This window comes from Dyella sp. C11 (genome assembly GCF_003121485.1).
GTDB lineage: Bacteria > Pseudomonadota > Gammaproteobacteria > Xanthomonadales > Rhodanobacteraceae > Dyella.
In genome coordinates this window covers 168639-189295 of the sequence record NZ_QAVX01000007.1, presented here as the reverse complement: position 1 = coordinate 189295, position 20657 = coordinate 168639, and the positions used below count along the sequence as shown (strand labels likewise).

The window sequence follows — 20657 nt, the reverse complement described above, 5'->3', positions numbered from 1 at the left end:
AAATCCCCCCGCCCCCCCCCCCCCCCCCCCCCCCGATAGCGCCGCCCCCGCGACTATTCTTAACCCCCCCCCGCCCCCCCCGCGCCCCCCGCCCGGCCCACGCCGCGACCTGGATCACCAGCTGAAACCACCACCAACGCCCACGGAAGACTCAGATCCAGATGCCGAGGCGCCGACCGAAATGCTGGCGCGGTGTTCGGCGAAGGCTCGCTGGTAACCCACCGCAATGGCTGAGTGGCCGCCATAGTTGCCCGCACCGACGCCTACGCGATTGTCACCGGCCAGACCTGCGGTATTGATGCTCATCTGTGACATGGCCGTGCCCATGGCGCCAACACGATCCAGTCGCTCGTTGACTTGAGAAAACTGGCTGTTGACCTGAGTGCGGAAGCGATCAAAGTCGGACGCGCTCACCGAATTGGCAAACTTGCTGTCGGTATATGCATTGGCTTGACTCAACGTCTTTGTATCGCCCGCGTCGGCATATGACTTGGCCGTCGCCAAGGCTTCGTTGACCTGTCCCATATTGGCTGCATCAGTCGGAGCTACGCCGGCAGCCACGTTGGTTACGCGGCGCTGCGTTGTGGCGTTGCCTACCGAAACCGTGTCGGCCTGGTCGGCCACGGAGTGGGCTCCCAGGGCCACGCTATTGGATGCCGTGGCCTGACTGCCCTGCCCGATGGCCGTACCGGATGCGGCGGTAACGGACGTATCCGCACCTACGGCCACTGCATTGGTTGCGGCTGCACTGATGGACGCGTTGCTGCCAATCGCAGTACTGCCGTCGGCTCCAATCGTCGCACCGTTGCCGACTGCGGTATCGCGCCCATCGGTCGCCACACTACTGCCACCAATAGCCAGGCCGTTGCCGCTACCCATCGGGATGGACGGCGATGCCGGGCCAGTTCCCGATGTTTGCTCCAATACGTTGACTCGCCCGGTCAACGAGGTCAGCGCACCGTCAACGGCACTGAATGCGTCACCCACGTTGCCATAGCTGCCACCCTGAATCATGTACGAAGGCGCCACGAATCCCTGGCCGCCCCATGTTGCCCCGCCCCCAAAAGCTGTCGCAACGGCCGAATCAAACGCGCCATCACCGGTCGAGGCCGCATCAATGGCGCTACGCAGCTGGAGAACGTTTACTGCATCCGTGTCTTCCGTGCCTGCTGCAACATTGGTGATCTGGCGCTGGAAGTTGACCGGATTGCCGTTCTTGTCCAAGCCAGACGCACCAACTGACACGGAGTAATCACGGTCTGCGATGGATTGCGCGCCAATCGCCGTGGAGTGGTCGCCGTAGGCAAAGCTTTCGCTACCAATGGCTTCACTACTTCCTGATGCCACAAAGGTGTTGTAACCCAATGCAGTGGAGCCCATGCCTCGCGCAAAGGCGCTCGCACCCAATGCCGTGGCGTGGTCATACGGTGCCGATGCGAGGCCGCCCACCGCCGTGCTGTGGTCGCCCGTGGCGTAAGCCGTATAGCCCAATGCGGTCGCGTAGTCATTTTCCGCATCTGCGTAGTAGCCAAGCGCCGTGGTGCCCGTGCCGCTGGCATACGACCACGCGCCCCATGCGTTGCTGTAGTCCGTGACGGCAAAGGCATAAGCGCCAAGGGCGGAAGACTCCACGCCACGAGCTTCTGCGAGATATCCCACGGCCGTGCTGTTTTGACCAATGGCGAAGCTGCCGGCACCCACTGCTGTGGTCTGCGCGTTCAGCGCCTGCGCACTGGCACCAATGGCCGTAGCCGCAACACCATTGGCATACGCCGACGACAACGGCTGCCCGTCGACAGTGATCAACGGATTGCCCGATGCGTCCAACGCCTGGCCGCCAATGGCCACCGCACCATTGGCGCTGGCTTGGGCTCCCGCGCCATAACTGACGGACTGCGCACCTGCAGCGACGGCGTTGTAGCCGGCGGCAAGCGCGTAATCACCATTGGTGTTGGCGCCCGCCCCCAGGGCTGCCGAGCCTACGCCAATGGCGATCGCTCCGCGGCCGGCCGCAACAGTGTCTTCGTCGAAAGCAGTGGCGCCATTGCCAAGGGCAACGCTTGTCTTTCCCTCGGCGACTGCGTTGCTTCCCATGGCCACGCTACCCGTGCCATCAGCCCACGCATCGTCACTACCATCCGCAGCGCCGTCTGCTTTGAAGTAGTGCGAGCCGTTGACGCCAGCCCCTGCCATCGCAGTGTGCAGCTGGTCCAAGTTGACTGCATCCGTGCCCTCGGTGCCTGCCGCTACATTGGTAATCTGGCGATTGATCGCCGGATGACTGCCATTTCCATCACTCCAATCGGCAGAAGCACCCACAGATACGGAATTGGGTCGATCAGCCACAGAGCCATAACCCAGCGCAATGCTATTGGCGGCATTGACCACACTGGAGGCGCCCAGTGCCGTTCCGCTGATGCCGGCGATAGCGCTGTCACCTAACGCAGCGCTGTAGTCGCCCCAAGCAAGGCTGGCGCTACCAAGCGAGCTGCTGTGCAATCCGGACGCATAGGCATCCATACCTAGCGCAATCGCACGCGTACCTGGTGTCGAGGCGCCAATGCCGACGGCCGTGGAAAAGTCGCCAGTCGCATTGGCGAAACCACCAATCGCTGTCGCTGAGCTGCCAGCCGCCACTGACTGCCAGCCAATGGCGACCGACTCCTCGGTCAGCGCACTGCTTGATGGACCCAGTGCAGTGGCATTGTCTCCAAGCGCGAACGCGTAGTAGCCCAATGCAACGCCATCCACTCCCACGGCAAGCGCGCCGTCACCAATGGCTGCCGAACCCGCACCAATGCCCTGGCTAGCCACACCCACGGCGGTTGCATAGACGCCCACCGCCATGGCGCCATCGCCAAGCGCAGCGGTGTAATCGCCTGCGGCGAGCGACTGGTTGCCTACGGCGAGCGCATGAAGACCGACCGCATAAGCCAGTGAGCCGACAGCGACCGAGCTATCACCCACGGTGTGTGCACCAGCGCCAATAGCGTTGGAGAAATTGCCGTCCGCGTGCGCTCCCGCCCCCAACGCCAGACTCGCCGCGCCAGTAGCGACAGCCGCTCCCGTCACCGGATTTCCCGCAGCATCCGTCAACAGGGAATTGCCATTCTCATCAACAGCCTCGCCACCCATGGCAGTGCTGCCAGCGCCAAGCGCCTGTGCTCCCGCACCGAAGGCTGACGCGCTGCGCGCGGAGGCGGTTGCACCATAACCGGCGGCGGTGGCGTAGTCGGCATTCGTGCTCGCAAGGCTGCCTATGGCGGAAGCCCCGGTGCCCAAGGCGCTGGCGTCGGCACCAAGTGCAGCCGCGTTGTCGTTGAATGCCACCGCATTCGCGCCTATCGCCGTGCTCTCCTGCCCCAGCGCGGCACTGGATGCACCCGCAGCGAGCGCGTGCTGGCCAGTGACCAGGGCGTCCTCACTACCATCCATTGCGCCGTCTGCAGCGACAAAATTGGTAACGCCACTCAGCGCACCTTTCAATTGCGCGACGTTTACCGCATCCGTGTCTTCCGTGCCTGCGGCTACGTGGGCTATCTGGCGATCGCCAGTAAAGCCTCCACCAACAGACACCGTATTCGCACGATCAGCAACGGACGATACGCCAATGGCGACGGCATTGTCTGCGTCGGGATTGACGTGAGCCGCCGCACCCAGCACGGTACTCTGCAACGCGTTGGCGGCCGAGATCCAGCCCACGGCAGTGGAGAGATCCTGCGGCGCATACGTGCCGGAACCCACGGCCACGGCGCCAAAACCAAACGCTTCGGTCGCGTGAAAAATCGTATTGGAAACACCGCCAACCGAAACGCTTTCGTTGCCGGTGGCAATGCTGAGGTAACCCACGCTGGTAGCCGATGGTCCTTGCGCACGGGCGTATTCACCCAGTGCCACGGTCTGGTCGGCTTCGGCCAGTGCGGACGTACCCACCGCCGTTGCATACGCACCGTGCGCGGCAGCCTCTTCACCAATGGCCGTGCTAAGCAGGCCATCAGCGGTGGATAGATAGCCCACGCTGGTGGCGTAGTCATTGGCAGCCTGGCTAAAAGCACCCGCGGCCACGGAATAGCTGCCTTCAGCGAGGCTCATGTAGCCATACGCCGTTGATTGTTTGCCCATGGCCTGCGAAGCAGCGCCGCCAGCGGTTGCGAATGAGTCGGTGGCGCGAGCGCCGGCGCCCAGGGCGGTTGCACCCATGCCGGACGCATACGTAGGACCGTCGAGAAGAACATCGCCCGTGTCCGGGTCGACAATATGCAGCTGTCCGCCGACAGCGGTGCTGGATGCTCCCTCGGCGAGCGCATTGCTCCCGCTTGCAAGGCTATTGAGGCCCGCCGCCGCGGCGTTGTAGCCGATGGCTGTCGCGTAATCGCTCGCCGTGGATGCCAACGAGCCAAGCGCAGACGCACCTGTTCCGAATGCGTTACTTCCAGCGCCTAGAGCTGTCGAGTTGGTGTCAAACGCCACGGCACCTGCACCGTAGGCTGAGCTCTGATCGCCGGCAGCGAGCGCATTGGGGCCGACGGCAACGCTTTGGTTGCCCACCGCAACGGCGTCGTCACTGCCGTCGCCAGCACCGATAACCGATAGATAGTGTGACGCGGAACTATCATCCATCGCCTTCACGGTGCCCGGGTTCGCGGCATCGGAAGACGTCGCACGCTTGCCCTGCTTAATCGCAGCGGCTTTCTTTGCCTTGGAGCCAACGGGCGTCGTAACACTCCGCTGGCTAGTCATGCCCTCTGTCACGATTGACTGCGTTACAGAGGCCGCTTGCTCAGGAGCGCTTGTCGCCTCTGCAAAGGGCGACGCCAGCGTCATGCCAATGGCCGCAACTGTGCCCGCCACGACGATCGAGCGACGATTCGCGCGCCCACTCTTGCAGCGCGTTCGCGCAAGTTCCGATGCAACGACCAGCATGCCGAGCGATGTATTCCAAACACGACTGTAAATCTTGTTCACAAGCGCCTCCCATCCGGCGCGCTGCGCCAGATACGGATGAAAATGGACGAAAAAGGTCGAAAGAGAAGAACGGTCGGCCCGGCGCAATCGCCGGGCCGACCTGTGCATGACTTACTGAGCGGGATAGCTCGCCTGCACCGACACACTTGCGAATGCTTTGACGCCAGAGATGAGCAGGTAGTACGTGCCTGCCACGGGGCGTGTAATGGTCACTGACTCGTTATTTCCCGTGTGCACGGAGGAGCGGTCGTAGACACTCGTCGTCGGGATGGCATCGCGCTTCACATACAACGATACGTCGCCAGTGCCACCGTAGGTACGTAGCACGAGAGCGCTGGTGTTGGCCGGTACCGTTACCTGATAAAGCCTGCTGTCGCCCACCCCGCCGGAGATTCCATTCAACGTGTCACCGTTGTTCAGCACGGTTGCATCGTTGCCGTCACCACCACTGTTGCCACCAAGCGCTTGGTTAACTGCGGCGGCGGCATCCACGATGCCGGCGCCAATCGGCTGATCAGGCACCGTGGGGAACGGGCGGGCGGTCGAGGTGATCAGCGATTTCATCGCCGCAGGTGACAATGCAGGCAGGCCAGCCGCCTTGAGGGCGCCAATCACCCTGGCCACGGTGCCCGATACGTGCGGCGTCGCTTGCGACGTGCCGGCCATCGAGCCGTAGACGTAGTTGCTCTCATCCGGTGCGGTCAAGCTTCCATTCAACGTCGACCAAACCAAGCCAGCTGCAACCACGGTGCCGCTCGATGCATCGTTGGCGTAGATACCGCCACCCGGCGCCGCAATAGCCACACTGCTGCCAAAGTTGGAATAGAACGCGCGCTTGCCCGTGATGCCGACCGAAGACACGGAGATGACGCCGGGGCAGCTTGCTGGCGTGTAATTGGCGGCATCATCAGAACTATTACCTGCAGCCACTACCACCGTCACACCTCGGCTGATCGCATCGCTGATCGCCACGCCGGCGACGTCCGATGCTTCGCAGACGCCACCACCACCCAGACTCATGCTTATGACCTGGGCCGGATTGGCGTTGTCGGTCACGCCATCGACATGGCCGCCCGATGCCCATTCAATGCCATCGGCGATGTCGGACATGTAGCCACCGCAATGACCCAGCACGCGTACGGGCAGCACTTTGGCGGCATGCGCAGAACCTGCCAGGCCCGTACCGTTGTTCGTCAACTCGGCGATGGTTCCCGACACATGCGTGCCATGCCACGAACTGTCTTCCGGCGGATCACTCGAGTCCGTGCACTGGCTCAACCATGGATCTTCGGTCGTCCAGTCACCCTGATCCCAGCCTCCCGGCACGCGATCGTCAGTGGCGCGGCCTGAAATAAAAGCGTCGCTAATGAAGTCGTAGCCTGCATCACCGAGCGATGTATCGAGATCAGGATGATGAGTGAGGCCCGTATCCAGCACGGCCACGGTCACACCCAGGCCATCGGCCACATCCCATGCCTTGGCTATATCTGCGCCGCCGCGATTGGCATAGCCACTGGTGTCGTGCCCGACGGTTTGCATCGTGCCGTCGCCCGACTGGAAATGCCACTGGTAGGAAGCGTAGTACGGATCATTGGGCGTGAAGTCAGCCACCTTGACTGTCGAGCCACGGAAATCACCAATCGCGCGGACCCGGATGTCCGGCTCGACGTGCGAAACGGCTGGGTCGGCGGCAATCTGCTTCATCAAAGCTGCAGCCTGGATCTTGGTCAGCTTGTTGGTACGTACCACGTGTGCACCGGTTGCCAGTTTGCGCACGTAGGACACGCCGCTACTTCCCACGGTGGCGCCAGAGGTCGAGACGTGCGACAGGCCGGCCCTGCCAACGGCCGCGCTCACGCTCTGAAGCATCGCGTTGCGGGTCGCGGCATCGCTCGTACCAGAGCGGTAGCTCACAATAAACCGGTCGTACACCTGACTGGTGGTGAGGCTGCTTGCGTTGAAGTGCGGTGCGCTCACCGTGGGCGCTGGCGCGGCCAGCAGCACACCGGAAAACGTGGCAAGGATGGCTGCGCCTAGCAGCCGCTTATGCAATGTGAATAGCATGAATAGATCTCCCCGGACTGATAAATGGCAACAGATACCCGTGACAACACGTCGCCGTGTCGCCTTGCATGGGCAAGCAAGCACAGGTCACGCCCGCTCCCCAGCAAAGCGTTCCTGATGAGCCAAAAACTAGTCCCGCGTCATATCCCCGTCACGCACGATTTCTCAGATATCCTCGCGAAATATCGCGAACGAACGCCAGGAACGATCTGGCGCACCGGACCTTGATCGTTCCGCCAAACCCGCCCCAGTTTTAGACGCCAAGGAGTAAGCAACACCATGCTGTCAGGTTTCTCGCGTTGGCTACGGACGGCTCCCGTTTCCGATCCCGTGGAGCGTCGCAATGCCTCGTTTGTGCAGATGCTTTTCCTGTTTCTTGGTGTCGCCCTGCCCCTGAACAAGCTCTATGTCGTTCTCAATAGCACTGGCTATCAGCATTTGATGGGCGAACACGGGCTCAAGGTCGCAATACTTGTAGACCTCTTGACCGACTTAGCCATGGCCCTCGCCGCCTGGTGCGGCCTGTTGCTGATCCGGCAAGGGCGCTTCCATGCTGCCATCATCCAGTTCCTTACCGTGGTGCTTGTTTCCGCCTTGCTGGCCTACGTCACCTTTGGCTATTGGGCTGTGTTTGGCGACCTGATTCCCATCATGGCGATTGCCCTGGGCGGATTGATGCTTAGTCGTCGCGCGCTGTGGCTGATCTACGGCACTGTCATGCTCGAATTCATCGCGGGCATGACCGCTGATTTGCTCCGACAAGGAGCGGCACTGCAAGCCACTCAGCACGGCGGGGCGTTGCCGAATGCCTTTGTTGATCTGCCATCTCGTGCATTCGGCTATTTGCTGATCGTACTGATCCTGGATCGCGCAACCAACGCGCTTCGCGAGAGCCTTGGCGAAGCAAATCAGCATAGGAAACAGCTGCAAGAAGAAATGCTCATGCGCGAATTGGCGCAGGAGCAACTTGTGCAGTCCAGAAAAATGGACGCGATAGGCAAGCTTGCGAGCGGTATTGCCCACGACTTCAACAATATTCTTGGAATCATTCTTGGGTTCGCACGCGAACGCTATCGGATCAACGGGCCGGCAATCGCCCACCTGGAAGACGCACAGGTTATGGCGCATGCATTGGGTGGCGTGGATACGGCGGCGCGACGTGGTGCCGCCATAACGCGCAAGCTTCTCAACTTTGCCCGCCACGACCCAGCGCATCGCGAAACGTTTGACCTCGGAGAAAGCCTGCGCGATTTGATGCCCATGCTGAAACAGCTGTTGCCCGCGCCATTCGTTATACGACTTGAACTCGCCAATGCACCGCTACCCATACGGTTTGATCGCAGTCAATTCGAACTTGCGCTACTCAATATGGCCTCGAACGCGCGCGATGCGATGCCCGACGGCGGCCAACTGACTATAGGGACAAGGCTTGAAGACGACGGTCATGCTTCGCTCCTTATCGAGGATACCGGCGAGGGCATGTCGCCAAGTGTCCGCCAGCGCATCTTCGAGCCATTCTTCACAACAAAGCCAAGCGCAAGGGGCACAGGCCTGGGCTTGTCTGTTGTCTACGCATTGATCGAAGACGCAGGCGGCGCGATTCATGTCGACAGCACGCTTGGAGCCGGCACTCGCTTTGACGTTCGACTGCCGCTTGCACTGGTACCCGACGACACAGCCATCGCCGACAAGACGATCAACACCGATCCAGCTGCTTCGCCTCTACGCATTCTGCTCGTCGACGATGACGAGGAGCTGAGGGAGCTTCTGGCTCAGGCATTGAGGCAAGAAGGATGGCACGTGGACGCCGCAGGCTCGGCTGCCGCCGCATTGCGCTTAGCCGCCGGAGAGCCGCCGCATGTACTGATTTGCGACAACCGCATGCCCGACATGGACGGCACGGAACTTCTCGCCAAGCTTCGTCCGCGCTGGCCCCGAGTACCCACCATCCTCATCTCAGCCTATCTGGAAATCCCGGATGAGCCTTCCGAGCCGTGGATCATGCGCATGCCCAAGCCATTCAGTCCGGATGACCTGCTCGCGCGCATCCGAGAGCTGGTGAAGCGATGCAAGACAGCTGCGGAGCTTCAAGGCGTGACGATAACGTAGCCTTCGCCATGCACCGCATTCAGCGGCAATGGTTCCCCCAACGCATCTCGAACCTTCCGGCGCAAACGGTGGATGATCGAGTCAAGCCGATGCGGATCGAACTCGAACACATTGTCCGTCAGAAGCCCAATCAGATCTTCACGAGGCACCACGTTGTTGGGCAATAGCATGAGCGCAGACAACAGCCGGGATTCGGTTTTGGTGAGCGCCACCGTGTTGCCCTTGGGAGAACGTAGCGCCCAGCCACCATTGTCGAGTGACCATTCGCGTCGCACCGGGGTGATCGCCGGCGGTATCATCTGTTGCATACGCAGCCGCCGTGCAAGGCTGTGGAGCGTCGCACCCAGCACATCGATATCTACGGGCTTGGCAAGGTAAGCATCGGCCCCTTCGCCCAATCCTCGTACCCGGTTTGCGCTGTCACCCCTGCCCGTCAACATGACGATGCCGATCCCGCCCTGGGTTGCCCTCAGCTCGCGACTCACTGAGAAGCCGTCACGCTCCGGCAGGCCCACGTCAAGCACAACGATGTCCGGCCTTCGCTGAATGAAGATACCGTCCAATTCTGCCGGGTGGCCAATAGCCACGACGTCGAATCCGAACCGACGCAGATTGGGCGCCAGAATCTGGTCGCGAAGCATGTCGTCATCCTCCAAGACAACCACACGCAACGCTGATGGTTCCGCCGAAGGCAAGTTGGCCTGATTCGAGAAGTACATCAAGCGACCCCAGGACATGTTTGGCAATTAGCGCGGCACTGAGCGGAACGCGCTTTCTTACAACCTAAGGCAAAATCTTGCGCGCCGTCTATAGGAGCGTTTCAGTACATCCCGAGCGCAGGAATTCGATGTCGGCGTGTGCATGTTCCGGGCCGGCATCAGGCCAGTCGCGGGCCCAAATACGGGACGTGAGAGGCCGCGCCATACCTGTCCTGGCACCATAACCTGTGAGTTAACCGTAACGAGGGGTTGGCACATCCGTGGCGCGCAGAGACCGGATTTATTGGCAGTAGGCCGTTTTCCGGTCCATGTTTCTCACCAAATTCTCGCGAAGCTAGGGGTGACCAAACAACAGCGCCTGCCCCCCATGACACCACAGGCCCCTATAACTTACGCCGCCTACCGAGCGACTGGATCCTCCAGCAGGACCTTCGCTCGCCAAGGACCCGATATCGCTCCCGCCGCAGCCCTGGCGCAGCAGGCAGGGAAAATCGCACTTGTCCTGTCCGAGCTCGGCAAGCTCGCCTCACACGGCACCGGGCCTGCGGCAAGCGACCAAGATCAAGCCCGGCTCGCCATCAGTATTGACCACGCGCACGTGAGCCCATTGGCTAACGAGGGCGAAGCCGACGAAGGCCTGCGCGGCGGCCATTTCGCTGTGATCCAGCTACTCGTCACCGTGCGCGTATCTTTCCCGGACGTCGACCCTTCACTGAGCCCCACATCCGCTCGCGAAGCCACTCCAGGACCGGCCCAGGCCTTGGTCGATGCACTAAATGGGCTCGTTCGCGGCAAGTCGCCAGCCTCCGGGGCGCAAGGGGCTGGCATGATCACGTCGCCGCCAGGGGCTCTTTCGCCTGCCGCGCTCGTCAAGGTGCAAGGCTATATCGAGCGGCACTTGGGCGAGAAAATCCAGTTACCCGAGCTGGCGGCCCTGACACGCTTGTCCGTGGGAAGCTTTATCCGGGCGTTTCGCCTGAGTACTGGTGTTCCACCTCACAAGTACATTGTCCAGCGTCGTGTTGCGATGGCGGCGCTGCTAATTCGAGAGACGAGACGCCCCCTTACCGAAATCGCACAGGAGGCTGGTTTTTCGGACCAAAGCCATCTCTGCCGAAGCTTTTTCCAGGTGCAACGGATAACGCCAGGCAACTATCGGCGCCAATTTCCGTAACGCGCTAAGCTGTGTTTGTATTCTGATGAAGGGACGTGCATTCGCACTGCACGCATAACGCGGAATGACACTATGACCAACGAATCTCCAGGGCTAGTACATCGCTGGTCAACACTCGACGTGCCCGAATCTCAGCGTTACGAGTACTACGTTTCCGCACTGGCCGGAAGCTTGATCCCCATGGAGGTGATTTGTGACACCCCTGGCCCGCTCAATGCCGGCGCCATCTTTACAGAGCTTGGGCCAGTCACTCTATTTCGCATGCAGGGGAGTAAACATCGTTCACTGCGGCGAAAGCGCGAATTGGGGCTCAGCACGGGGCGAAGCATCAATCTCGTGATCAACCTGGCATCAGAGTGGCGATTCTTTCAACGCAACCGGATGCTGTTGAGAACTGGTGACGCCGTATTGACAGACTCTCTTCTTCCGTTCGAGCTGGACCACGATCCATACGATATCGTCAACCTTCAGATCTCCGAGTCATGGTTGCGCCAATGGATTCCAAACCCAAATCTGCTGGTTGGTCGAGTCATCAGTCGCGATGTCGGCTGGGGGCGAGCGCTTTCGACTTTCGTCAGCGCATTGTCCCCGGAAGTTGTGTCGAACTCATCGCTGCCTAGCCGGCTTTTCGTGGATCAGGTAGGAGCTCTATTGGCGCAAGTGGCGCATGAGATGAATGGCATCTCGGAACGCCCGACCATGGTTCAACGCGCGTTGAAGGCCAAAGCGCAAGACATCATCACGCAGCGCTGCAGCGAACCCAATCTTACTTCCGCACATATCTCTGCGGCACTCGGCGTGCCAGAGCACATCATGCATGCAGCATTACGCGCATGTGGCGTGACATTCGCACAGGTACTGATGGATGCGCGCGTCGAACAGGCAAAGCAGATGCTTCTGTCGCCTATGGCCAGGCGTTTCACTGCAGCGGAGATTGGTCGCCGTTGCGGCTTCGCTGATCCCGCGTATTTTACGAGAGTCATTCGAAAGCGGACGGGGCATCTGCCATCCCAGCTGCGCGCAACGCCTGGCGAACAAGACCCATAATCCTCATGCCAGACACGGGTATGTACAGCGTCGCCGCAGGCCCGTTGACGTTCGTTTATAGAACACCTGCAGGCAAGACTCCCTCTCAAGAGAGAGGCTCTACTGTGGGGGAGCGCCACCATCTGCTATTCAACCACGGGGTGCCTCGCATGCTCCCCGGCGTGAAACATCGAGTCCTCAGCACCGGCGAAGCCGTCCTGCTCGATGAACGCGATTTCAAGCGATTCTCCATAGAACAGTCTGCGGGAATCATGCATTGGAATGTCCCTACCGACTGGCTGCTTGCCCGAGTTCAGTCCCCGCGACGACTGCTGGGCGAGCCCACGCGCGCCCCCTGCAAATGGAGCGAGGCGTTGAATGCCTTCCTGGCGCAGTGGACGTTGGATCTTGTTCGCTCGGGCCCAGTCTCACCCGCAGCGCTGGCCGAACAGATTGGCACCCTGCTGGCCCTCATTGCCGAGAGGGATTTGCCGGGAGCCAAGCCGTTCATGCTGCCCAATGACCTCTGTGAGCGCGCTCGGGCCCGCATACAAGAACGATGTTCGGAAGCCACGCTCTCGGTTGCCGATGTCTCACGCAACCTTGGCGTGTCGGCACGCACATTGCATCGCGCGCTAGCCAACAGAGGCGATAACTTTGGAGTGCTGCTGGTCCATGCGCGCATCCGGTTGGCTGAGCGCATGCTGGCCTCTCCGAATCTTTCCATTCTTTCCCTTGCGGAAATCGGCAAGCGCGCAGGATTCAAGGACCCTTCCCATTTCGCGAAATCCTTCCGGCGTTTACGCGGAAGATCGCCTGCCGAAGCGCGGCGACTGGCCCGAGATGGCGCAGGTAGCGGAGAGAATGGCGACCTGTAACGCATCAACTTCACCGCGGACGATCAGTGACCGCCCGATGCCATGCCCGCCTTGGGTTCGAACGGTGGCTTGGCCAGCCAGACAACAGCGATCAGTGCAAGAAATATCCATCCCAGCAGGTGAAATACCTCATTGAACGACAGCTGGTAGGCCTGCTGGGTGATGGTCTGGTTGATCATGGCTATAGCATCCTGTTTGCCACCCAGGTCGGACATCGCTGCTACGGTCGAGGGGTCGTAAACGGTGACATGCTCACCCAGGCGTTCGTGATGCACGATGGCCCGGTGATCCCATAAGAAGTTGGTCAGTGATGCGGCAAAACTGGCCCCTAAGGTGCGCAAGAATGTTGCCAGTCCCGCACCATCGGCTATCTCCGTCGGGGCAAGGTCAGAGAGGAGAATGGTCAGCACCGGCGCGAAGAAGAATGCGACGCCCAGGCCCTGCAAAAGCTGCACCAGCGCAACGTGGCGAAAATCGATGCCTATATAGAAATAGGATCGCATCAGGCAGGTCCCTCCAAGCACGAGGAAGGCGAAGCCGGCGAGTGCGCGCAGATCGAAACGTGGCGCGTAGCGACCAACAAAGGGCGTAAGTATCACGGGCAAAATGCCCAGCGGCGCCGTCGCAAAACCCGCCCACGTCGCTGTGTACCCCAGATTGCGCTGCAGCCACTGCGGCACAAGCACGTTGATCGCAAAGAACGCAGCGTAGCCGAGTACCAACGCCAATGTGCCCATGCTGAAATTTCGATGCCGGAACAGCCTCAGATTAACGATCGGCTCCTTATCGGTAAGCTCCCAGATAAGGAAGACGGCGATAGCGATAGCCGAGACAATGGCCATTTCCACGATAAACGTGGAGTTGAACCAGTCTTCGTCATTCCCCTTATCCAGCACGACCTGCAACGTCCCCACACCGATAACCAGCGTGATGAGCCCGACATAGTCCACCTTCGGTCGACTGGTAGGCTCCACTCGCCCCTTCATCTGCGAGGCGACCGTGAGACTGGCAAAGATACCGATAGGCACGTTGATGAAGAAGATCCACGGCCAGGTGTAGTCATCGGTAATCCACCCGCCAAGAATGGGTCCAGCGATTGGCGCCACCACGGTAACCATGGCAAAAAGAGCCAGCGCCATGCCGCGTTTGTGTGGCGGGTATATCGAAATGAGCAGGCTCTGCGTAATTGGATACATCGGCCCGGCAACGGCTCCCTGTAACGCGCGAAACAGGATAAGCATGCTCATCGTCTGAGCAGTTCCACACAGGAACGACGCCAGGGAAAAGAGCAGCGTCGACCATACGAACAGGCGCGTCTCACCAAATCGTCGCGTCATGAACCCCGTAAGCGGAAGCGCGATAGCGTTGCTCACTGCGAACGATGTGATAACCCACGTACTTTGATTCGCGCTCACTCCAAGGTTGCCGGCAATCGTCGGAAGGGAGACGTTGGCAATCGTGGTGTCGAGCACCTGCATGAACGTAGCGAGCGACAGGCTGAGCGTCGCCAGCGCGAGATTGGGTGGTCGGAATGGTTCGCTCATGATCGCTCACGTTGCGGTGATAGTTCGTTCAAGACGAGGTCAGTTCGTGCCGGATGCCGCGCTGCCAACCGGGGTATTGGCGTGGACGATGCCGTCAATCAACGCCTGGGCGTCAGCCAGCTGCCGTTGGTAGATATCCGTGGAAAGAATGGGAACGGCAGGGCTTTGTGCAGGAAGCCAAGCACCGGTTTGATCATGCAGATTTACCTCCACAACCGTTGACACGCCTATCCGCAGGGGATGGGCATCCAGTTGCTCCGGCTTGATAAAGCGCACGCGCACGGGAATGCGCTGGACGATCTTGATCCAGTTACCCGTCGCGTTTTGCGCCGGAAGAAGAGAAAAAGCACTACCCGTTCCTACGCCAAGACTCTGGATTACGGCCTCGTAGTCAACCTCGCCCCCGTAGACATCAGCCTTCACCGAAACTGGCTGCCCAATGCGCATATGCAGCAGCTGGGTTTCCTTGAAATTGGCATCCACCCAGACTTCGCGCAGCGGCACGACAGCCATCAGCGCATTGCCAGGCTGCGAGCGCTGTCCCAGTTGCACACTGCGTTTGGCTACGTAGCCAGTCACAGGAGCTAGGATGTCGGTGCGTACGTCATCCAGATAACTTGCGCGCAGCCTCGCAGCGGCAGCCAGCACATCCGGATGCGATGCAACTACGGTATCGTCAACAAGAACCTTGCTGGTACTAAAGCGCTGCGCCGCGGTGGCCAACGCATTCTCGGCAGACAGCAAGGTGTCCTGGGCGTGGGCGAGCTCCTCACTGGAAATTGCGCCTGACTTGGCCAGGTCACGACGACGCTCGTAGTCCTTCTTGGCGCGATCCAGTGCGACCCTGCTTAACGCCACTTCTGACGCAGCACCAGATGCATTGGTATATAGACCGCGCACGCGACGCACAGTACTCGCCAGATCCGCCTTGGCGCGCTCCAGTGCCACGTCTGCATCCGCCCGGTCCAGGCGCACCAGCAAGTCACCCTTGTGCACGAGGTCGCCATCGTCCGCACCAATCAATGTCACGGTGCCTGTCACTTGTGATGTGATTTGCACGATATTGCCGCTGACGTAGGCATCATCGGTGCCTTCATGCCAACGCCCAATGGCGAGATACCAAATCACGCCACCTATCGCGCCTATCACTACAAGCAACAGCACGCCACGCATCAGCCAGCGACGGCGAGGAGAAGACGTGGTTGATGCTACGTTGGTGGACTCTGGTTCGCCGCTCATGGCGTTCCTCGCAGATTTTCCGAAAGGGACGGGGCTTGGTTGCTGCCAGGGCGATATCCTCCGCCCAGGGCCTGAACCAGCAAGATGGAGCTATCCACTTGTTGAGCGAGTAGATCTGCTCGATGGCGTTCGGCCACCAACAGCTGCTGACGCGCCACCAATGTGTCCAGGAAGCTGCCTACGCCTGCGCGATACCGCTGCTCGGCAAGCTTCCACGCATCGCCGGAGGCCAGATAGGCCGCCTGCTGTTCGACCACCTGCTGGTCAAGCGATTGAAGGGCGGACAATTGGTCAGTGACTTCATTGATGGAGCGAATGAGCGTCGCGTTATATTGGGCTACGGCCACGTCATACTGGGCGTCCCGGCTGGAGAGCTCGGCGCGTCGGCGACCACCGTCGTAGATGGGAAGGCTCACTGAAGGCGCCACTTGGTAGAACCGCGCCGGCAGCTGAAACACATTCGTTCCGCCGAGTGCAACGAAGCCTGCCAATACACCGAGACTGACATTCGGCACGAACTCTGCCTTCGCCTCGACGATATCCTTCGATGAAGCTTCGACCTGCCAGCGCGCGGCCGTCAGGTCTGCTCGTCGCCCAATCAACTCGACAGGGAGGGTGGATGGAACCGCTACGTCGAGTGGAGCAAGTGCCCTCGGGCGCTGCAACACCAAGCCACTGTCGGGTCCTTCACCAAGCAGCACGGCCAAGGCGGAGCGCTTTGCCTCAATGTCACGCGCAGAGGCCGTTACACGCTCGCGGTCGCTGGCTACCTCTGCATCGATCAGCCGTAACTGCGTATTACCGTCGATACCTGCATTCACACGCTGGCGCGTCAATGCCTGACTATGTGTCGCGCGATCCAGCTCCTGGTTGGCTATGTCCAATGTAATGAAGGCATGACCAAGCTGCAGGTACAGTCTGGCGACGTTGGTGGACACCGCGATCAGCGTGGCTTGTCGCTCGGCTTCGACTACTTGCGTCCGCCCCAGCGCAGCTTCCCATGCAGCGCGTTTGCCACCCCATAGGTCAAGGTCCCAGTGAAGCCCGGCGTCGACATGTTTTTCAAGTATGTAGTGACCGATGCCCACAGGGGGCGGCAATGTCGTGGGGAGGTACATGCCAGCAGCTTGCGCCGTTGCATTGATATCAGGACCACGCGCCGCGTCAGCAAATTCCACTCTTGCGCGAGCTTCGCGAAGATGCGCATCGGCGATCGCGACATCTGGGTTATTCGCGAGCGCGCGAGCGATCAGTTCATTGAGCTGTTCGTCGCCAAAGCCTGTCCACCAATTCGGCGCTGGCCACGAAGCCTCGGCAGTGCGCAGCTGCTTAAGCTCGGCTGCTGCATGCACATCGGATGGTTGTAGCAGAGCCGATTGCGGATGAAGGCCCTTGCTGCTGACGCAAGCCGCCAGCAGCAAGGGAAATCCGAGCACAACCAGAGATCTTTGTCTGAACATTGCATCGGCGCCATCGGGTTCAAATGCCTGGCTCGTCGCTCGTATGTGCGACCCGGCATGGCTACCAACACTATCCAGCTAGACACTGGAAAACTTGTACATTCTAACTACCGCTGGGACGTTGTCTTCACGCTGCTTCGAGCGGTGAATTCGACGCCAGTCAATCGCAACGCCGATGTCATTGCGTCCATGGCTCTGGCTTGCTGGGATTGATGCCATAGAGCTTCATGGCGCGCCCAAGCTCACCATGATCCATCTGCCCGTTGGCAACCAGCGCATCCAAGGCAGCGTGCGCAATCCAAAACCGGTCAACCTCAAAAAAAGCACGAAGATTAGCGCGGGTATCACTGCGACCGAAGCCGTCTGTACCCAGTACCGTGTAGTGCCGACCTGCAGGCAAGAATGGTCGAATCTGATCTGGTAGCGCGCGCACGTAGTCTGTCGCTGCGACAATGGGCCCGTCCCTGCCCTGCAGCAATCCAGCGACATATGAAACACGTGCTGACTGATCGCGGTGCAAGCGGTTCCATCGTTCGACGTCATAGCCGTCCCGTCGCACCTCGCTGAAACTGGGCACCGACCAGACATCCGCGCGCACACCGAAATCCTTTTCAAGCAGCTGCGCCGCAGCGATGACTTCGCGAAGAATCGCTCCCGCCCCAAGCAGCTGCACCCGCTTTTCTCCTGCAATGGGCTCGCCGGCATCCTTGAAGAGGTACATGCCCTTGAGAATGCCATCGGCGCTTCCTGCCGGCATATCGGGATGAGGGTAATTTTCATTGAGGACGGTGACGTAGTAGTACACGTCCTCCTGCTCCTGCATCATCCGGCGCACGCCATCCTGCAGGATCACGGCCACTTCATACGAGAACGTCGGGTCGTACGAGACGACATTAGGGATGGCCCCGGACATGAGATGCGAATGGCCATCTTCATGCTGAAGTCCTTCGCCATTGATAGTTGTTCGTCCGGATGTGCCGCCCACAAGAAAGCCGCGTGCACGCATGTCTGCCGCAGCCCAGCAAAGGTCACCCACACGCTGAAAGCCGAACATGGCGTAATAGAAGAAGAGTGGCAACATGGCCACGTTGCTGACGCTGTAGCTTGTGCCCGCGGCAATCCATGCGGACATACCACCGGCCTCGGAAATGCCTTCCTGCAGCACCTGGCCTTGCTTGTCTTCGCGGTAATACAGAAGTTGGTCTGCATCCTGCGGACGATACTTCTGCCCGAAAGGCGCATAGATACCAATCTGCCGGAATAGTCCTTCCATACCGAATGTACGCGCCTCGTCCGCAATCACGGGCACCAGGCGCGGGCCAAGCGCTTGATCACGCAACAGCAGGTTTACACCGCGGACAAACGCCATGGTGGTGGAGACTTCACGATCTCCCGTGCCTTGCGTTATCTGTTCGAATGCCGAAAGGTCCGGTGCCTTCAGGGTCTCGTCCGCCTTGCGTCGGCGCTGAGGGAGAAAACCACCAAGCTTCTGCCGGCGCTCCTTGATGTACCGCACCTCGGGCGAGTCCTCACCTGGGTGGTAATACGGAACGTCGGCCAGCTCACTGTCGGGAATGGGAATGCGCAAGCGATCACGCAGAAGGCGTATCGCGTCATCGTCCATCTTTTTCTTGTTGTGGGTGGGGTTTTGCGCCTGCAGCGCCTCACCCATGCCATAGCCCTTCACGGTCTTGGCCAGAATCACCGTAGGTTGCCCTTCGGTATGAACAGCTGCGTGGTAGGCCGCATAGACCTTTTGCGGATCGTGGCCGCCACGATTTAAGTGCTCGAGATCCTCATCGGACATGTCAGCGACCAGTGCTGCTGTCTCCGGATACCGACCAAAGAAATGTTCGCGCGTATAGGCGCCGCCCAATGCCTTGAACGCCTGATAGTCACCGTCCACGGTTTCCATCATCAGTTGCCTAAGCCGCCCGGACGTATCGCGTTCAAGTAGCGGATCCCATCGAGCGCCCCAGATCACCTTGATCGCGTTCCAGCCTGCGCCAACAAAGGCACCCTCAGCCTCCTGGATGATTTTGCCGTTGCCCCGCACCGGGCCATCCAACCGCTGGAGATTGCAGTTGACGACGAAAATGAGGTTGTCCAGGTTTTCGCGACCAGCGAGTGAAATCGCACCCAGAGATTCTGGCTCGTCCAGCTCGCCGTCACCCAGGAAGCACCAGACCTTCCTGTCGCTGGGGGCAATCAGCCCGCGGTGCTCCAGGTACTTCCAGAAATGCGCCTGGTAGATGGCTTGAATAGGCCCAAGCCCCATCGACACGGTGGCCACCTGCCAGTAATCAGGCATCAACCAGGGGTGTGGATACGAGGAGAGCCCTTTCCCGGCTCCGGCCACTTCCATGCGGAACAGGTCAAGCTGTTCGGCACTGATTCGCCCCTCAAGGAAGGACCTGGCATAGATGCCTGGGCTTGAGTGTCCCTGAGTAAAAATCAGGTCGCCAGGATGTCCTTGGCTCGGCGCACGAAAGAAGTGGTTGAAGCCCACGTCGTACAGGGTGGCGGACGAAGCAAAGCTGGAGATATGGCCGCCCAGATCACCGGGCTTCCTGTTGGCTCGCACGACCATGGCCATGGCGTTCCATCGAATGATGGACCGTATGCGCCACTCCATCGCGGCATCACCAGGACTAGGCACTTCACTGCCCGCAGGAATGGTGTTCACATAGTCGCTGGCCGTTTGCAACGGCAGCAACGTGCCCACGCGACGTGCTGAATTGATCATTCGATCCAGCAGATAACGAGCCCGATCAGGCCCATCGTGATGGATCACCGCACCTAACGATTCAACCCATTCACTGGTCTCGGAAGGATCGATATCACTGGGGCTGGGCGCACTTTCTTTTTCCATGGCCTATACCGACTCAAGGTGTGTCGTAGGTCACCAGATCCTTCTGGTTCGCATCGACCACAAAAATGGCCAGCAAGCTTGCTGGCTCGGTCTTGCTCGCGTTCTCGCTGACTACGTGGTGCGCGCCAGGGCTTTCGCTCCAGCTCTCACCGGCGTGATAAACCCGTGAGCTGCCGTCCGCTAGCTGGCTACGTATCTCGCCACTGAGTACGTAACCCACCACGAATGCGTCTCCGTGCCGGTGCGGTTTGGACGTTCCGCCAGGCGTGTAGGTCACCAGTACACCAACAAGCTTTTTCCCAGGGGCGTTAGGAAGCGCGTGCGCGAACGCGGGCTGCACGGTTTCCTGGCTTGCATGCCCCGTGGTCGCCGGAACGGTATCGGCAAGGCAAGCGAGGGAGATGGCAAATAGGGCAGCCAGCAAACAAAGCTGTTTCTTCATGGGACACTCCGTAGCAAGTCGACATGGCCCCGAGGCGACAGCCAACGCCAGCACAGGGCGTCGAAACGCGCTCCACATGGAGCGCGCATCTGGGTCGCCATCAAGGCAACACAAACATAGGGAACCGGCCGCTGAATTCATTGAACATTCGGCGGCCGCCTTGAT

12 protein-coding genes are annotated in these 20657 nt (G+C 60.1%); 4 read left to right on the top strand and 8 right to left on the bottom strand.

Features of this window, described 5'->3' with window-relative positions; genetic code table 11:
- Positions 1 to 114: 114 nt before the first annotated feature.
- Both DK366_RS09335 and DK366_RS09330 read right to left on the bottom strand, forming a co-directional pair.
- The gene (locus tag DK366_RS09335; RefSeq protein ID WP_232820986.1) at positions 115 to 4620 is read right to left on the bottom strand and encodes a YadA-like family protein; all 4506 of its coding nucleotides are present in this window, start codon (positions 4618 to 4620) and stop codon (positions 115 to 117) included.
- Positions 4621 to 5076: 456 nt separating this feature from the next.
- Positions 5077 to 7029, bottom strand: a complete 1953-nt coding sequence (locus DK366_RS09330; protein ID WP_109125265.1) for a S8 family serine peptidase — start codon at positions 7027 to 7029, stop codon at positions 5077 to 5079.
- Positions 7030 to 7308: 279 nt separating this feature from the next.
- On the opposite strand from DK366_RS09330, the gene DK366_RS09325 reads away from it, so the two are divergent.
- The gene (locus tag DK366_RS09325; protein WP_109125264.1) at positions 7309 to 9138 is read left to right on the top strand and encodes an ATP-binding protein; all 1830 of its coding nucleotides are present in this window, start codon (positions 7309 to 7311) and stop codon (positions 9136 to 9138) included.
- Here the strand turns inward: DK366_RS09325 and DK366_RS09320 are convergent.
- Positions 9117 to 9857, bottom strand: a complete 741-nt coding sequence (locus DK366_RS09320; protein WP_109125263.1) for a response regulator transcription factor — start codon at positions 9855 to 9857, stop codon at positions 9117 to 9119. The two genes, DK366_RS09325 and DK366_RS09320, sit on opposite strands and share 22 nt — an antisense overlap.
- A 340-nt stretch (positions 9858 to 10197) precedes the next feature.
- On the opposite strand from DK366_RS09320, the gene DK366_RS09315 reads away from it, so the two are divergent.
- The 3 genes from DK366_RS09315 to DK366_RS09305 all read left to right on the top strand — a co-directional run bounded on the left by DK366_RS09315 (position 10198) and on the right by DK366_RS09305 (position 12935).
- Entirely contained in the window at positions 10198 to 11031 is an 834-nt protein-coding gene (locus tag DK366_RS09315) for an AraC family transcriptional regulator (protein ID WP_157956485.1), read from the top strand.
- A gap of 72 nt (positions 11032 to 11103) precedes the next feature.
- Positions 11104 to 12078 carry an AraC family transcriptional regulator gene (locus DK366_RS09310; RefSeq protein WP_109125261.1) on the top strand — a complete coding sequence of 325 codons (975 nt, stop codon included), beginning with the start codon at positions 11104 to 11106 and terminating at the stop codon, positions 12076 to 12078.
- 149 nt (positions 12079 to 12227) lie between these two features.
- Positions 12228 to 12935, top strand: coding sequence for an AraC family transcriptional regulator (locus DK366_RS09305; protein WP_157956484.1), 708 nt, complete (start codon positions 12228 to 12230; stop codon positions 12933 to 12935).
- Between the two features lie 23 nt (positions 12936 to 12958).
- Here DK366_RS09305 and DK366_RS09300 read toward each other — a convergent pair whose 3' ends face one another.
- From DK366_RS09300 to DK366_RS09280, 5 genes are all read right to left on the bottom strand, one after another.
- Positions 12959 to 14479: a DHA2 family efflux MFS transporter permease subunit gene (locus tag DK366_RS09300; RefSeq protein ID WP_109125259.1), complete on the bottom strand. Its 1521-nt coding sequence runs from the start codon at positions 14477 to 14479 to the stop codon at positions 12959 to 12961.
- Positions 14480 to 14518: 39 nt separating this feature from the next.
- Positions 14519 to 15718: an efflux RND transporter periplasmic adaptor subunit gene (locus DK366_RS09295; RefSeq protein ID WP_109125258.1), complete on the bottom strand. Its 1200-nt coding sequence runs from the start codon at positions 15716 to 15718 to the stop codon at positions 14519 to 14521.
- Positions 15715 to 17139, bottom strand: coding sequence for an efflux transporter outer membrane subunit (locus DK366_RS09290; RefSeq protein ID WP_343125619.1), 1425 nt, complete (start codon positions 17137 to 17139; stop codon positions 15715 to 15717). The genes DK366_RS09295 and DK366_RS09290 overlap by 4 nt, the downstream gene beginning before the upstream one ends.
- Before the next feature lie 217 nt (positions 17140 to 17356).
- Entirely contained in the window at positions 17357 to 20050 is a 2694-nt protein-coding gene (gene aceE, locus DK366_RS09285) for a pyruvate dehydrogenase (acetyl-transferring), homodimeric type (RefSeq protein ID WP_109125256.1), read from the bottom strand.
- Between the two features lie 13 nt (positions 20051 to 20063).
- Complete coding sequence (locus DK366_RS09280; RefSeq protein WP_109125255.1) at positions 20064 to 20492, bottom strand: cupin domain-containing protein; 429 nt, start codon at positions 20490 to 20492, stop codon at positions 20064 to 20066.
- Positions 20493 to 20657 lie beyond the last annotated feature (165 nt).

Bases quoted from the DNA above. Each gene is read 5' to 3' on its own strand.
- DK366_RS09335 (WP_232820986.1), bottom strand. From the start codon at position 4,620: ATGGATGATAGTTCCGCGTCACACTATCTATCGGTTATCGGTGCTGGC.
- DK366_RS09330 (WP_109125265.1), bottom strand. From the start codon at position 7,029: ATGCTATTCACATTGCATAAGCGGCTGCTAGGCGCAGCCATCCTTGCC.
- DK366_RS09325 (WP_109125264.1), top strand. From the start codon at position 7,309: ATGCTGTCAGGTTTCTCGCGTTGGCTACGGACGGCTCCCGTTTCCGAT.
- DK366_RS09320 (WP_109125263.1), bottom strand. From the start codon at position 9,857: ATGTACTTCTCGAATCAGGCCAACTTGCCTTCGGCGGAACCATCAGCG.
- DK366_RS09310 (WP_109125261.1), top strand. From the start codon at position 11,104: ATGACCAACGAATCTCCAGGGCTAGTACATCGCTGGTCAACACTCGAC.
- DK366_RS09305 (WP_157956484.1), top strand. From the start codon at position 12,228: ATGCTCCCCGGCGTGAAACATCGAGTCCTCAGCACCGGCGAAGCCGTC.
- DK366_RS09300 (WP_109125259.1), bottom strand. From the start codon at position 14,479: ATGAGCGAACCATTCCGACCACCCAATCTCGCGCTGGCGACGCTCAGC.
- DK366_RS09295 (WP_109125258.1), bottom strand. From the start codon at position 15,718: ATGAGCGGCGAACCAGAGTCCACCAACGTAGCATCAACCACGTCTTCT.
- aceE (WP_109125256.1), bottom strand. From the start codon at position 20,050: ATGGAAAAAGAAAGTGCGCCCAGCCCCAGTGATATCGATCCTTCCGAG.
- DK366_RS09280 (WP_109125255.1), bottom strand. From the start codon at position 20,492: ATGAAGAAACAGCTTTGTTTGCTGGCTGCCCTATTTGCCATCTCCCTC.